At 65.1% G+C, this 13,932-nt stretch carries 12 protein-coding genes; 6 read left to right on the top strand and 6 right to left on the bottom strand.

From position 1 onward, the window contains the following. Positions 1-72: 72 nt before the first annotated feature. The 5 genes from C1926_RS16560 to C1926_RS16540 form a co-directional block, all read right to left on the bottom strand. Positions 73-453, bottom strand: coding sequence for a hypothetical protein (locus C1926_RS16560; RefSeq protein ID WP_108759972.1), 381 nt, complete (start codon positions 451-453; stop codon positions 73-75). Positions 454-595: 142 nt separating this feature from the next. Next, positions 596-760 (bottom strand): hypothetical protein, encoded by a 165-nt coding sequence (locus tag C1926_RS21840; protein WP_234458411.1) that lies wholly within the window; start codon positions 758-760, stop codon positions 596-598. 274 nt (positions 761-1,034) lie between these two features. Then, positions 1,035-1,253: a translation initiation factor IF-1 gene (gene infA / locus C1926_RS16550; protein ID WP_005409596.1), complete on the bottom strand. Its 219-nt coding sequence runs from the start codon at positions 1,251-1,253 to the stop codon at positions 1,035-1,037. A gap of 86 nt (positions 1,254-1,339) precedes the next feature. After that, positions 1,340-2,080: a leucyl/phenylalanyl-tRNA--protein transferase gene (gene aat, locus C1926_RS16545; protein WP_108759971.1), complete on the bottom strand. Its 741-nt coding sequence runs from the start codon at positions 2,078-2,080 to the stop codon at positions 1,340-1,342. 112 nt (positions 2,081-2,192) lie between these two features. Continuing rightward, entirely contained in the window at positions 2,193-3,317 is a 1,125-nt protein-coding gene (locus C1926_RS16540) for a GNAT family N-acetyltransferase (RefSeq protein ID WP_108759970.1), read from the bottom strand. Between the two features lie 419 nt (positions 3,318-3,736). Between C1926_RS16540 and C1926_RS16535 the strand changes: the two genes are divergently transcribed. Beyond that, positions 3,737-5,272: an N-acetylmuramoyl-L-alanine amidase gene (locus C1926_RS16535; protein ID WP_108759969.1), complete on the top strand. Its 1,536-nt coding sequence runs from the start codon at positions 3,737-3,739 to the stop codon at positions 5,270-5,272. Between the two features lie 284 nt (positions 5,273-5,556). Next, on the top strand, positions 5,557-5,946 hold the full coding sequence (locus C1926_RS16530; RefSeq protein ID WP_108759968.1) for a hypothetical protein: 390 nt from the start codon (positions 5,557-5,559) through the stop codon (positions 5,944-5,946). Positions 5,947-6,019: 73 nt separating this feature from the next. On the opposite strand, the gene trxB is transcribed toward C1926_RS16530, so the two are convergent. Further along, a complete protein-coding gene (gene trxB, locus C1926_RS16525; protein ID WP_079221869.1) occupies positions 6,020-6,991 on the bottom strand; it encodes a thioredoxin-disulfide reductase in 972 nt (323 codons plus the stop codon). Between the two features lie 233 nt (positions 6,992-7,224). Between trxB and C1926_RS16520 the strand changes: the two genes are divergently transcribed. From C1926_RS16520 to C1926_RS16505, 4 genes are all read left to right on the top strand, one after another. Beyond that, positions 7,225-9,585 carry a DNA translocase FtsK gene (locus tag C1926_RS16520; protein WP_079221870.1) on the top strand — a complete coding sequence of 787 codons (2,361 nt, stop codon included), beginning with the start codon at positions 7,225-7,227 and terminating at the stop codon, positions 9,583-9,585. 36 nt (positions 9,586-9,621) lie between these two features. Then, positions 9,622-11,559, top strand: a complete 1,938-nt coding sequence (locus C1926_RS16515; protein WP_108759967.1) for a DUF3857 domain-containing protein — start codon at positions 9,622-9,624, stop codon at positions 11,557-11,559. 111 nt (positions 11,560-11,670) lie between these two features. Continuing rightward, on the top strand, positions 11,671-12,309 hold the full coding sequence (lolA, locus tag C1926_RS16510; RefSeq protein WP_079221872.1) for an outer membrane lipoprotein chaperone LolA: 639 nt from the start codon (positions 11,671-11,673) through the stop codon (positions 12,307-12,309). Between the two features lie 301 nt (positions 12,310-12,610). Then, positions 12,611-13,888 carry a replication-associated recombination protein A gene (locus C1926_RS16505; protein WP_254057417.1) on the top strand — a complete coding sequence of 426 codons (1,278 nt, stop codon included), beginning with the start codon at positions 12,611-12,613 and terminating at the stop codon, positions 13,886-13,888. Positions 13,889-13,932: the final 44 nt, after the last annotated feature.

The raw sequence follows: 13,932 nt of genomic DNA, 5'->3' as shown, positions 1-13,932 counted from the left end.
GGCCGGGCGCGGCCTGGTCACGATGTGATTGGCAAGGGCGGCTTCGGCCGCCCTTTTCATTTCCGCGACCGTTCAGCGCCCCTGCTGCGCCAACCGCTTGAAGGTCGCCGCATCGATCGGCTCGATCCGGGTCACCCTGCAATGGTTGCTGTCGGTCCGTAGCAGGGTACGGGCATTGCCGCAGATCTGTTCGGGCGTACTGCGCGTGAAAAACGTGTAGCTGGCCGAGGCAGCGGCGCCCAGGCAGCGCTTCTGCAGGTGGACTCGATAATGCGCATCGCCGTCGCGCAGCAGCACTTCCCGCTCCGTGCTGGACGGGCGGATGTCACGGTTGCCACCCAGGGCAATGCACTCGGCCTGTGGGGCGGGTTGGGCAGGGTCGGCGGCGTGTGCTGCAAGGGAACTGGCCAGCAGAACGACGGGCAACAGGGCGCGTGTGAGCAGGGCGTTCATGGCGAGGGCGGGGATGCGATCCGGATTGGATCGGATCCCACGATGCCGCTGGCGTCGCGGGTGCGAATCTGCCGCAAGCAGGCCTGACCGACGCCATGGTGCGTTCGGTCACGATGACCTCCGGCACGTAGGCCGGCCAGGCTCAGGAGCTGATGGCGCGGAAACCCAGTTGCCGGCCCTGGCCCATCGGGCCCTCGATCACGAACGCTACGGCCTCGTGCGGGATGTGCAGGCGCTGGCGCTGGCGTGTGCCGGCATGGGTGATCTCGCGCTCAGCGGCCAGGTACAGCGGGTGGGATGCGTCCATCTGGACGCAGATGAGGCAGGGCTGCCCAAACCAGGTGCCGTCAGGCCCCTTGCTGGCATAACAGCGGGCGGTCACGGACTGCGGGTCCAACACGATCAAATAGCTCATGCATCCAGAGGGTGGGCGAACATCACGCCAAGTCTAGCGATCCGTTCCCGCAACATCTTTCGGACTAATACGAAAAATCGCAGCCATCTGATGGCCCGGAGAGCGGGCACGACAAAAGGCCGGCAGCAGGGCCGGCCTTGTCAGGGTGGCGCAGGGCGCCGACCGCTTACTTCATGCGGTAGGTGATACGACCCTTGGTCAGGTCGTACGGGGTCATTTCAACCTTGACCCGGTCCCCGGTGAGGATGCGGATGTAGTTCTTGCGCATGCGGCCGGAGATGTGGGCGATGATTTCGTGCCCATTTTCCAGACGAACGCGGAAAGTGGTGTTCGGCAGCGTCTCGCTGACGGTGCCCTCGAACTCGATGGAATCGTCTTTCGACATGTAGTCCTGTGCGGTTCAGAAAACGGCCACGCTGGGCCTAAGGCGCGGTATTTTACGCGTCCTTCGCCCAGCTTGCAAAGATCCGGTTAAATTTCCGCCAGATCCCGGGCCGGCAGGCGCCCCACGGCGTGGGTCCACGGGCCTTCACGGCCTTCTTCGCGTACGGCCAGGCGGACATGCTGCAGGAATTCTTCCCGCGGCAGGTGAACGGCCCCCATCCGCAACAGGTGCGGGTTCTCCACCTGGGCGTCGATCAGGCGCCAGTCCCAGCGATGCAGGGTGGCGGCCAGCGCTGCCAGTGCGATCTTGGAGCCGCCGCTGGCGCCGCTGAACATGCTTTCGCCGAAGAACATCGTGCCGATGGCCACCCCGTAGATGCCGCCCACCAGGGTCTGCCGGTCCCAGACCTCGAACGAATGGGCGAAGCCAAGGTCATGCAGATGGCTGTAGGCGTCCACCATGTCCGGGCTGATCCAGGTGCCGTCCTGGCCCGGGCGCGGCGCGGCCGCGCAGGCCCGCATCACCTGGCTGAAGGCGGTATCGGCGGTGACCTCCCAGGTGCTGGCGCGCAACTGGCGGCGGAATCGGCTGGACAGGTGCACCCCGTCGGTGTGGAAGACCATACGCGGATCGGGCGACCACCACAGGATCGGCTCGCCCTCGCTGAACCACGGGAAGATGCCGCCCGCGTAGGCGTTGAGCAGGCGCAGCGGATGCAGATCGCCGCCCACCGCCAGCAGCCCGTCGGGCTTGCGCAGCGCGGTTTCGGCCGGAGGGAAGGGCGAATCCGGCGCATCGGACAGGCGCCAGGGCAGCGGGCGGGTCATGCGGGTGATTGTATTCGTCGCGACCCCGCCGGAACGCGATGGTGGATGCGCCTTGGCTCTGGTAGTGCCGGCCGCTGGCCGGCAGAGCCGCTTCAGTCGAGCAAGCTCGACGCTACCCGCCCGCGCGGAATGGGCTGTGCCCCATCAGCTCCTGCCGGTACCGGCGCACATCGCGCCGCTCCTGCTGGCACCACTCCTGCAGCGCCTCGGCAAATTCCGCATCGGCCACCCAATGCCGGCTGCGCACCAGTGTTGGCAGGAAGCCGCGTGCCAGTTTGTGCTCGCCCTGCGCGCCGGGCTCGAAGCGCGTCAGGCCTTCGCGCAGGCAGTACTCGATGCCCTGGTAGTAGCACGCTTCGAAATGCAGGCCGGGCAGGGTGGCGCCACCCCAGTAGCGGCCATAGAGCGTGTCGCCCCCGCGCAGGCACAGCGCGCCGGCAATCGGCTCGCCGTCCTGCTCGGCCAGGAACAGCACCAGCCCGCGGCCCAGCGAAATCGCCAGGTGGCGCAGGAACGCCTCGGTCAGCGCCGGCGCATTGCCGTATTCGAGGAAGGTCTGCAGATAGAAGCGGTACATCGCCTGCAGGTCGGCGCGGCTGGCGTCATTGCCATGCACCACCCGGAAGGTGATTCCCTGGCGGGTGACCTTGGCGCGCTCCTGACGGATGTTCTTGCGGTGCTTATGGTCCATTGCAGCCAGGAACTGCTCGAACGTGGTCCAGTCGCCCGGGTTCTGCCACTGGAACTGCACGTCTTCGCGCAGCAGCCAGTCGTCATTGAAGGCGTCGTCGTCGCTGGCGGTGTGGAAATTGATGTGCGCCGAAGACACCTCTAGCCCGTGCAGCTGCTCGCGAAGCACCGCCAGCAGTGCAGCCCGGTCCCCGCCATCGCGGGCCAGCAGGCGGGGTCCCGTCACCGGCGAGTACGGCACCGCGCCCAGCCACTTCGGGTAGTAGTCGCGACCGTGCCGCGCATAAGCGTTCGCCCAGGCGTGGTCGAACACGAACTCACCGTGGGAGTTGGTTTTCAGGTAGCCCGGGATGGCGCCGACCAGGGTGTCGTCATCCCACAGGGTGAGGTGCCGTGGCTGCCAGCCCCAGTCCTCGCGCAGGCAGCCGTGGGCCTCCAGCCCGGACAGGAAGGCGTGGCTGACGAAGGGGTTATGGCCGTCGTGCAGGGCATCCCAAACGGTGTCGGGAATGGCCTGCAGGGAGTCGAGTAAGCGGGCGGAGAGCATGGGGAAAGGATAGGGCAGGTGGGGTGCGAGCGGGGCTAGCGGAATCGGGCTGGTCGACTGAAGAGGTCGAGCCAGAGCCAAGCAGATGTGGCTCTATCGAGTCGTGGAGACATCTCCCGACGCAGGGCGGGTTCTTCTTAGTGAAGGCTTTGGACCCCGCACAGAGTTCTCGATTGAATTGAGTCTCAAAGTTGGTCGAGTGATCGTAAATGAACCGCTTTTTTTACAGGCCGTGTCAGCGCGTAAAGGCTTTCGCTGACTCAGGGGTGGGAGTTGCGTCATGAAAGATCGCAATTGCCTCATTAGCGCCAAGGACGTGATGTTTTTCAATAATTTTTCGAGACACAGCAAGGAAGTGTTTGTCAGTGTCTTTGGGCGCGGGTCTCGTGGCGCATCCTCACCTTTCTCAAGGAATTGACATGGAAACCAAGCGGGCACTTCGAAATAGTTGGCTGGCTTCGATACTCGCCTGTAGTGCGGCTTGCCTATGCGCGTCCGCGAGCAACCCGCCGCCGCTGGGAGAGACCGACGCGGCGCTAGATCTTCTCCTTACCCGGAAAGCGCAGGAAATACTCGATACCCATCGATTGCGCGAATCCAAGCCGCTGGGGGCGTCCGTCAGCGCCTCGGTCGACATTTCGCAGCGGAAAATGGTTATACGATTCGGGCCTGGAGTCTTGCCGCTGGAGGACGATCATTCCCTTGAGGAAATGGAGCAATACGTCAGGAATACTTTGGAGGCATATGCTCTGCAGGCGGGTGTGGGTGAGGTTGAGATCGTCGTGCTCTACGAAGGGAGGCTCTATTGGGAGCACTTTCCCCGGAGCGTCCTCGCCCCTCTTCAAGCTGTTCCTCGGCAGGCCGGAGGTTCAGTTCTCGTTTCCGCCAGTCACGGTCTCTTGCGCACGCACCCTGGCCTGCAGTGGGAATTCCAGCGTCCCGAGCGGAATGGCATTCTTGAGGATCTGATCACACCGGGGTACGCAGACGAACTTGCACGGCTTCTCACGGATCGCGCTGATCTGACTGTGCATCGCGCCCGTCGTGGCGGAAATGACATTCATTCAGATTCGATGCGGCCTTGGAAAGAAATGTCAGCGCGATACCATCTCAAGAATCTCCTGCCTGAGCGCACAGACATTTGGCATCATTTTGCCAACAGCAACCGGAACGATAGAGAGGTGCTGGACGATATCCGGGCTCGTCCCTACTACGCCAATCATCTCGGTGTAGATGGGATGCTTAGTATTCACACAAATGCCGGCGATCCAGTCGCGCGAGGCTCTCGGGTTCACTACCACCCCAGCAAGCCAGGGGATCGGCTGCTGGCAGATCTCACGCTTTGCTATATGCGGGAAATCATCAATTCACAGGACGGGTATGTCGAATTTCCCGTGGCACGGAGTGGTGTTGCTGCGGGACATGGCGAGAACAGTTTCGCAACCATGCCGTCTGTCGTCGTTGAAGTTGCATTTCACACCAATGCTGCGGACGCCGTCGCTCTTCAGGATCCCGTCTTCCGTACGGCATCCATGAAGGGCGTCGAAAAGGGCTATCGACTCTTCCGCGAAGGAAAGGGCTGCGTCCCGCTCAAGGCCGAGCCAATTGACGGCATTCACCTTCCAGCAGGGGGCGCGCAGCAGGTTGATGTCGTATTTGAGGGCTATCCGCAGTACCCCATCGAGTTAGTGACAACTAACGTCGGTTGCCCGCCGGGCTGGAAATGTACTGATTCGCGCGTACGCATCGAACGGCCGGGTGCGAAGCCAAGTCAAGTCACCTTGCGATGCGAGAACACGGGAAGCGCACCCATCTATTGGAACACCCAGGTGGTCGACGATGATGGCGTTAAGTCTCCGCCCGTGCCGCACTGGGTTCAGTGCATCCGCGGACCAGGAAGCGCGGTTGCAAGTCCTGGTGTCCACGCCGGAGTCGAGGCTGCATCAGCAGGATGAAAAAACGGGCGCTTCCGCGCCCGTTTTCTTCAGTCGAGCATGACTCGGCCCTATAAAGGCCGGATGAAGCCTTGCACTGAATTTCTCAATGCAAATCTGGAGAAAAATCCATGAGAGTGGCTCGGGCATTTTGGCCTGCTCTAGGATCCATTCTTTTCATCGCTGGGGTACTTGCAGTGCCGAGGTCACTAGCCGAGCCTCGTACCGAGGTGTCTGGGTCGCTGCGACGCGACGCACAACTTGACGCGTCACTGACCCTTAGGGCGCAGGAGATCCTGGATCGAATGGAGCGGCTTGAGGGGCAGTCGAACGATATCCGTGTGCAGGTCTCGTTCGAATTCAATGAGGGGGCGCTTCGGATTCATTTTGGTCCTGGGATCCTGCCGAATGACTACGGCGCAAGCTTTGAGGATCAGCATGACGACTTCCGACACAGCTTGACGCACATTGCGCAAAAAGCTGCGCCAGTAAAAGTAATTACATTCCGCTACGACGGCCGCGAGATCGAAGCGTACTTCCCGGAACTCAGGCAGGAGGCGGAGGATGCTCAGAGGGCGCGCGAAAGGAGGTCGCTGGGCATGGGCACTCCCGATGCGGTGTGCATCCGTGGGTCGGGAGGTGCGGTTGCCAGTGCTACCGTCCCCGCCGGAGTCGAGCCTGCGACAGCGGGATGAAAAAACGGGCGCTTGCGCGCCCGTTTTCTCCCGTCGAGCATGGCTCGACGCTACAGGAAAGACAGCTGAAGCCTCAGCTGGCCTTGCCCTGTGCGTCCAGGTAACGCTCGGCGTCCAGTGCGGCCATGCAGCCGAAGCCGGCCGAGGTGATCGCCTGGCGGTAGTGTTGGTCGGCCACGTCGCCGGCGGCGAACACGCCTTCCACCGAGGTCTGGGTGGCGTTGCCGCCCAGGCCCGAGCGGATTTCCAGGTAGCCGTTGTTCATCGCCAGCTGGCCGTCGAACAGCTGGGTGTTCGGGTGGTGGCCGATGGCCACGAAGAAGCCGTGGGCGTCGATGTCGCGGGTGCTGCCGTCCAGGGTCGACTTCACACGCACGCCGGTGACGCCGGCGTCGTTGCCCAGCACTTCTTCCACCTGGTGGTGCCAGACGGTCTCGATCTTGCCGGCAGCCACCTTGGCGAACAGCTTGTCCTGCATGATCTTTTCCGCCTTCAGGGTGTCGCGGCGGTGGACCAGGTAGACCTTGCGGGCGATGTTGGACAGGTACAGGGCTTCCTCGACGGCAGTGTTGCCACCGCCGACCACGACCACGTCCTGGTCACGGTAGAAGAAGCCGTCGCAGGTGGCGCACGCCGAGACGCCGCGGCCCTTGAAGGTCTCTTCGGTCGGGATGCCCAGGTACTTGGCCGTCGCGCCAGTGGAGATGATCAGGGCATCGCAGGTGTACTCGTGGCTGTCGCCGATCAGCTTGAACGGACGCTGGGACAGGTCGGCCGTATGGATGTGGTCGAAGATGACCTCGGTCTCGAAGCGCTCGGCGTGGGCCTGCATGCGCGCCATCAGGTCCGGGCCCATCAGGCCATGGGCGTCACCCGGCCAGTTGTCCACCTCGGTGGTGGTCATCAGCTGGCCACCCTGCTGCAGGCCGGTGATGACGACCGGCTTCAGGTTGGCGCGGGCGGCGTAGACGGCGGCGGTCCAACCGGCCGGGCCGGAACCGAGGATGACGAGGCGCTGGTGGCGGGAGGGCAGGCTGGTGCTCATGTAAACTCGCGAAAAGGTAGATGGGACAAGGCGCTGGCGATGTTTGCGCAGCATCCTCGGCAGGTCATAGAGTGGCGGCTGGGGCGGGGTGATTCAAGCCGATGAACAGAACGCCGTCACCCATGGGTGGTTTTGGCGCCTGTCGGCACCCTTGATGTCACCCGTGACTGAAAACTGACGCCGTGTCGTTTATTATCAAACACTAACAGCGCATTCCAAAGGTATGGTCTAAGGTGGCGAAGCAGGTGCCCGAACGCTCCAAGTCCGACGACAAAAAGGCGTCGCGTCGCTCGGCGGCAGCGGCCACAACCGACAATCCCCGTCGTCAGCGCCTGTGGCGCGACCTGGGGTTGATCGCCATCGCGCCGGCGCTGCTGTATCTGGCGGCCAGCCTTTTCACCTATTCAGCCAGTGACCCGGGTTGGTCGCACACCGGCAGCGTTGTCGCGCCCGTGCACAACATGGGTGGCCGTGCCGGCGCGTGGATCGCCGACGTGCTGCTGCAGCTGTTCGGCTACATCGCGTTCCTGTTGCCGGTGGTGCTTGGTGCGCTGGCGTGGATCGCCATGTTCGGCCTGAAGCGCGAAAGCAAGGGCGAGAACGATCTCGATCCGGCCCTGCGCCTGGTCGGCCTCGTCGGCTTCCTGATCGCCGGCACGGGCTTCCTGCATGTGCGCCTGTTCAGTGGCGACGTCTCCAGTGCGGGCGGCATCCTCGGCAAACTGGTCGGCAATTCGCTCACAGTGGGCTTCGGCGCGCTGGGCGCCAACCTGTTCGTGCTGGTGCTGCTGCTGGCTTCGATCACCCTGGCCACTGGCCTGTCGTGGTTCGCGGTGATGGAGAAGATCGGCCGTGGCGTCATGTCGCTGGCGCCGCTGCTGGAACGCAAAAAGGAACAGGCCACCGAGTGGCAGCAGACCCGCGCCATGCGCGAGGAGCGCCAGGAAGTGCGCAAGGCTGACGCCGAAGTGCGCGCCAAGCGTGAGCCGGTGAAGATCGAGCCGCGCCCGGAGCCGGTGATCGAGAAGAGCGACCGGGCCAAGCGCGACACGCAGATCCCGATGTTCCGTGGCGTCAATGGCGACGGCTCGGACCTGCCGCCGCTGGCGCTGCTGGATGATCCCAAGCCGCAGCCGGTGGGTTACGACAAGGACACCCTGGACGCGCTGTCGCGGCAGATCGAGTTCAAGCTCAAGGACTTCCGCATCGACGCGCAGGTGGTCGGTGCCAATCCCGGCCCGGTCATCACCCGCTTCGAGATCGAGCCCGCGCCGGGCATCAAGGTCAGCCAGATCAGTTCGCTGGACAAGGACATCGCCCGCGGCCTGTCGGTGAAGTCGGTGCGCGTGGTCGACGTCATTCCGGGCAAGTCGGTGATCGGCCTGGAAATCCCGAACGTCACCCGGGAGATGATCTACCTCTCCGAACTGCTGCGTTCGAAGGAGTACGACAAGTCGGCCAGCGTGCTGACCCTGGCCCTGGGCAAGGACATCGCCGGCCGCTCCACCGTGGCGGACCTGGCGCGCATGCCGCACCTGCTGGTGGCGGGTACGACCGGTTCGGGCAAGTCGGTGGCGGTCAACGCCATGGTGCTCAGCCTGCTGTTCAAGGCCTCGCCGAAAGACCTGCGCATGCTGATGATCGACCCGAAGATGCTTGAGCTGAGCGTCTACCAGGGCATCCCGCACCTGCTGGCGCCGGTGGTCACCGACATGAAGGAGGCCGCCAACGGGCTGCGCTGGTGCGTGGCCGAGATGGAGCGCCGCTACAAGCTGATGAGCGCGGTGGGCGTGCGCAACCTGGCCGGCTTCAACAAGAAGGTGAAGGACGCCCAGGACGCCGGCCAGCCGCTGATGGACCCGCTGTTCAAGCCGAACCCGGAACTGGGCGAGGCCCCGCGTCCGCTGGAGACGCTGCCGTTCGTGGTCATCTTCATCGACGAATTCGCCGACATGATGATGATCGTCGGCAAGAAGGTGGAAGAGCTGATCGCCCGCCTCGCGCAGAAGGCGCGTGCGGCCGGCATCCACCTGATCCTGGCGACCCAGCGCCCGTCGGTGGACGTGATCACCGGCCTGATCAAGGCCAACATCCCGACCCGCATCGCTTTCCAGGTCAGCTCGAAGATCGATTCGCGCACCATCCTGGACCAGTCCGGCGCCGAAACGCTGCTGGGCCACGGCGACATGCTGTACCTGCCGCCCGGCACGGCCATGCCCGAGCGTGTGCACGGCGCCTTCGTTTCCGACGATGAAGTGCACCGCGTGGTCGAGCACCTCAAGGCGATGGGCCCGGCCGATTACATCGATGGCGTGCTGGACGAAGTGCAGACGATGGGCGATGGCGTGGTGGTCGGTGCGACCGGCCTGCCGGAGACCAGTGCTGCAGGCGACGAGTCCGATCCGCTGTACGATGAGGCGCTGCGGGTGGTCACCGAGACCCGCCGTGCGTCCATTTCCGGCGTGCAGCGCCGCCTGAAGATCGGCTACAACCGTGCGGCACGACTGATCGAGGCCATGGAAGCGGCCGGCGTGGTCAGTGCCCCCGAGCACAATGGCGACCGCACGGTGCTGGCACCGCCGCCGCCGAAGTAAGCCCTGCTACGCCTACGACGTCCAAGGATCCGACGCATGTTCCGACCCGTTCCCTGCGCGCTGGCGCTGGCCTGTCTGCTTGCCGCCAGCCCGGCCCTGGCCGGGGCGTCGGCGGCGGCGCCGACACCCGCGCCGCCGTCGGTCGGCAGTGATGCCGAGGCCAGCAACAATTTCAGCTTTGTCCGCTACCGCGCGGATTACGTGGTGCGGCCGGATGCCGGCAACGTGCAGACCGAAACCTACGAGATCCTGCTCAAGACCAAGGCGGCGGTGGAACAGTTCAGCCAGGTGCGGCTGAGCTACAGCGAGAAGATGGAGACCCTGGATGTGGTCAGCGCCTATACGCTGACCGCCGACGGCCAGCGCCGCGACGTGCCCGCCGACCGCATCTACACCCAGGAAAGCTATTCCAGCGCAGCCGCGGCCATGTATGCCGACCGCAAGGTGCGGGTGATCGTGTTCCCGAACCTGGCGCCGGGCACGCGCCTGGTCTACCAGGTGCGCCGCACCCAGCAGACCCCGTATTTCCCCGGCTACTTCGGCCTGTGGGAAACCTTCAACGTGTTCACCCAGTACGACGATGCCGAAGTGACCCTGAGCGCGCCGGCCAGCCTGCCCATGCATGTGGACAGCCGGGGCGTGCAGGGCAGCGACACCCCGACGGTGAAGAACGGCCAGGCGCAGTGGCGCTGGCGCTACCAGCGCCGCGACCCGATGCAGGCGCAGAACTGGGCGGCGGCGGTATGGGAATTCGGCCCGAACATCATGGCCAGCACGTACCGTGACTGGGCCCAGGTCGGGCGCGCCTACCAGGTCAAGGCCGGCCAGGCCGCGCAGGTAACCCCGCAGATCCAGGCGCTGGCCGATGAAGTGACCGCCGGCCTGGGCGACCGGAAGGCGCAGGCCGACGCGCTCTATCGCTGGGTGGCGCAGAACATCCGCTACGTGGCCGTGTACCTGGGCAACGGCGGGCTGGAGCCGAACAGCGCGCAGAGCATCCTCGACAACCACTATGGTGACTGCAAGGACCATGTGGTGATCCTCGAAGCGCTGCTGGCAGCCAAGGGCATCGCCAGTTCGCCGGTGCTGATCGGTGCCGGGGGTGGCCCGACGCTGCCGAAGATTCCGGTGCTGGGCCGCTTCAATCACGCCATCACCTATGTGCCCGAGTTCGATCTGTACCTGGATTCGACCAGTGCCTGGGCGCGCTTCGGCCAGCTGCCCGATGGCGACCTGGGGGCGCCGGTGCTGCGCACCCGTGATGCCACCCTGGCGCGCACGCCGGACAACGACCCGCAGCGCAATGCCACGGCGATGGACGTGCGCTTCACCTTCGATGCGCAGGGCAACCTGCGCGGTGAGACAGTGCCGCAGCTGAGCGACAACGCAGAAATCGGCATGCGCGCGCAGTTCGCCCAGCTCAATGCGCAGAACCGGGCACGTGCCGAAGAGTCGATCATGGCCGCCTCCGGTTTCGACGGGCGCGGCCAGCTGCAGCTGCTGGGCGTGCCGGTCGACCTGACCCATACGTTCGGCTACCGCATGGCGTTCCAGGCCGAAGACTACGTGGACTTCAGCGTGGCCGGCGGCATGGCCGTGCCGGACCCGCCGGGCGGCGAATCGGTGCGCGGGCTGTACGCCACGGCGTCGGCCCCGGCCAACGAAACGCCGTTCTACTGCAACGCCAGCCTGCGCGAAGAGACCTACCGCCTGCAGTTCCCGGGCAGCGTGCCGATCATCGCCATCCCGCAGAGCCAGCATTTCAGCAATGCTGCCGGTGACTACCGGGTGGACTGGACGCGGCAAGGGCAGGAGGTGGTCGTCCATCACCGCCTGCAGCAGAACGCCGTGCGGGGTGCCGATGCGCTGTGCCAGCCGCAGGATTACCCGGCCTTCCGCGCACTGTATCGCGAGGTGCGGCGCGGTTTCCGTGGGCAGGTGCTGTACGGCAGATTGCCGGGCGCGGCCGGCTGAATCGCCGATGCACGCGCGGGGCGGCATAATGTCGCCCTGATCGCCCATTCATCTTCATCCGGGCACACTGGCTCCCAACTTTCCTGGCGCATGCGCCCACAGGATTCCTGCATGAACATCCGCTTCCGTCGTTTCCTTGCCACCACCACCCTGGCCGTGGCCTGCGCCGCTGCCGGCAGCGCCTGGGCCGGCGCCCGCGATGACCTGAAGACCTTCACCAGTGGCCTGAAGGGCCTGGATGGCCAGTTCAGCCAGCAGGTGTTCGACAGCCGTGGCAAGGTGAAGGAATCGACCAGCGGCCGTGTCGCCCTGTCGGCGCCGCGCCTGTTCCGCTGGGAATACGTGCGCCCGCATGAGCAGCTGATCGTGGCTGACGGCAAGAAGGTCTGGATGTACGAGCCGGACCTGGAGCAGGCCACCGTGCGCGAGCAGGGCAAGGAAGAGCAGAACAGCCCGCTGACCGCGCTGATCAATCCGGCGCTGCTGGAGCAGCAGTACGACCTGAGCGAAGAGGCGGCCAAGCGTGACGGCCTGCAGTGGCTGTCGCTGTCGCCGAAGCGCGACACCGAAGCCAGCTTCCAGTACGCCGCCCTGGGCTTCAACGCGCAGGGTCTGGCCAAGATGGAAATCACCGACGCGGTTGGCCAGCGCACCGTCATCACCTTCAGTGGCTGGAAGCGCAACCCGGGCTTCGCCGCCGGCACTTTCAGCTTCACCCCGCCGAAGGGCACCGACGTCATCGGTAACTGATCAAGGTTGCCGACCTGGTGGGTGCCAACCGTTGGTTGGCACGCTTTTGACCTGCCGGCCAACGGCCGGCACTACCGATGCGCCGGACCCACCGCTCTGGTGGGTGCCAACCGTTGGTTGACACGCTTTTGATCTGCCGGCCAGCGGCCGGCACTACCGACATGGTTCGCCGGGCAGGGCCCGGCGCTACGGTTGGGCAGCGCGGTACAATGAGCGCGTGCCAAGACATCGTTCCACTTCATTCCCCGGCCCCGATCTGCTGAGCGTCGATCGGGATCATCTGCGCCCGCTGGCCGAGCGCATGCGCCCGCGCACCCTCGACGAAATGGTCGGGCAGAAGCGCCTGCTGGCGCCTGAAAGCGCACTGCGCCGCGCGGTCGAATCGGGTCGCGTGCATTCGATGATCCTGTGGGGGCCGCCGGGCTGCGGCAAGACCACGCTGGCGCTGCTGCTGGCCGAGTATTCCGACGCCGAGTTCCGCGCCATCTCGGCGGTGCTCTCCGGCCTGCCGGAAGTGCGGCAGGTGCTGGCCGAGGCCGCGCAGCGTTTCGCCGAAGGTCGGCGCACCGTGCTGTTCGTCGACGAAGTGCACCGCTTCAACAAGGCGCAGCAGGATGCGTTCCTGCCGCACATCGAGCGCGGCACCATCCTGTTCGTCGGTGCCACCACCGAAAATCCGTCGTTCGAGCTGAACTCGGCGCTGTTGTCGCGCTGCCGCGTGCACGTGCTGGAAGGCGTTTCGCCCACCGACATCGTGGAGGCGCTGGAGCGTGCACTGGGGGATCGCGAGCGCGGCCTCGGCGAAGAGCACATCGAGGTCGCCCCCGAGCTGCTGCTGGAGATCGCCACCGCTGCCGATGGCGACGTGCGCCGTGCGCTGACCCTGCTGGAGATCGCCGCTGAGCTGGCGGGCGGGGAGGGCGGGCGTATCACCCCGCAGACCCTGACCCAGGTGCTGGCCGACCGCACCCGTCGATTCGACAAGGGCGGCGAACAGTTCTATGACCAGATCTCGGCGCTGCACAAATCCGTGCGCAGCTCCAACCCCGATGCCGCGTTGTATTGGCTGACCCGCATGCTGGATGGCGGCTGTGATCCGTCCTACCTGGCGCGCCGGTTGACCCGCATGGCCATCGAGGACATTGGCCTGGCTGACCCGCGCGCACAGAGCATGGCGCTGGAAGCGTGGGACATCTACGAGCGCCTGGGCAGCCCGGAAGGCGAGCTCGCCTTCGCCCAGCTGGTGCTCTATCTGGCCAGCACCGCCAAGTCGAACGCCGGGTATGCCGCCTTCAACCAGGCCAAGGCTGATGTGCGCGAAAGTGGCACCGAAGAGGTGCCGCTGCACCTGCGCAACGCGCCCACCAAGCTGATGAAGGAACTCGGCTACGGTGCGGAGTACCAGTACGACCACGATGCCGAAGGTGGCATTGCGCTGGACCAGACCGGCTTCCCGGATGCGATGGGCGAGCGCGTGTACTACAACCCTGTGCCGCGCGGGCTGGAGATCAAGCTGAAGGAAAAGCTGGACCGCCTGCGGGCCGAGCGCGAAGCGGCGCGGACCGCCAAGGGCCGCTGACCCCGCTTCTGTAGAGTCGAGCTTGCTCGACTCACAAAAAAGTC

Origin of the sequence: Stenotrophomonas sp. ZAC14A_NAIMI4_1, assembly GCF_003086915.1 — a bacterium.
Classification (GTDB): Bacteria; Pseudomonadota; Gammaproteobacteria; order Xanthomonadales; family Xanthomonadaceae; genus Stenotrophomonas.
Note: the sequence above shows the minus strand (reverse complement) of the source record. Positions and strands in the feature narration are given on the sequence as shown.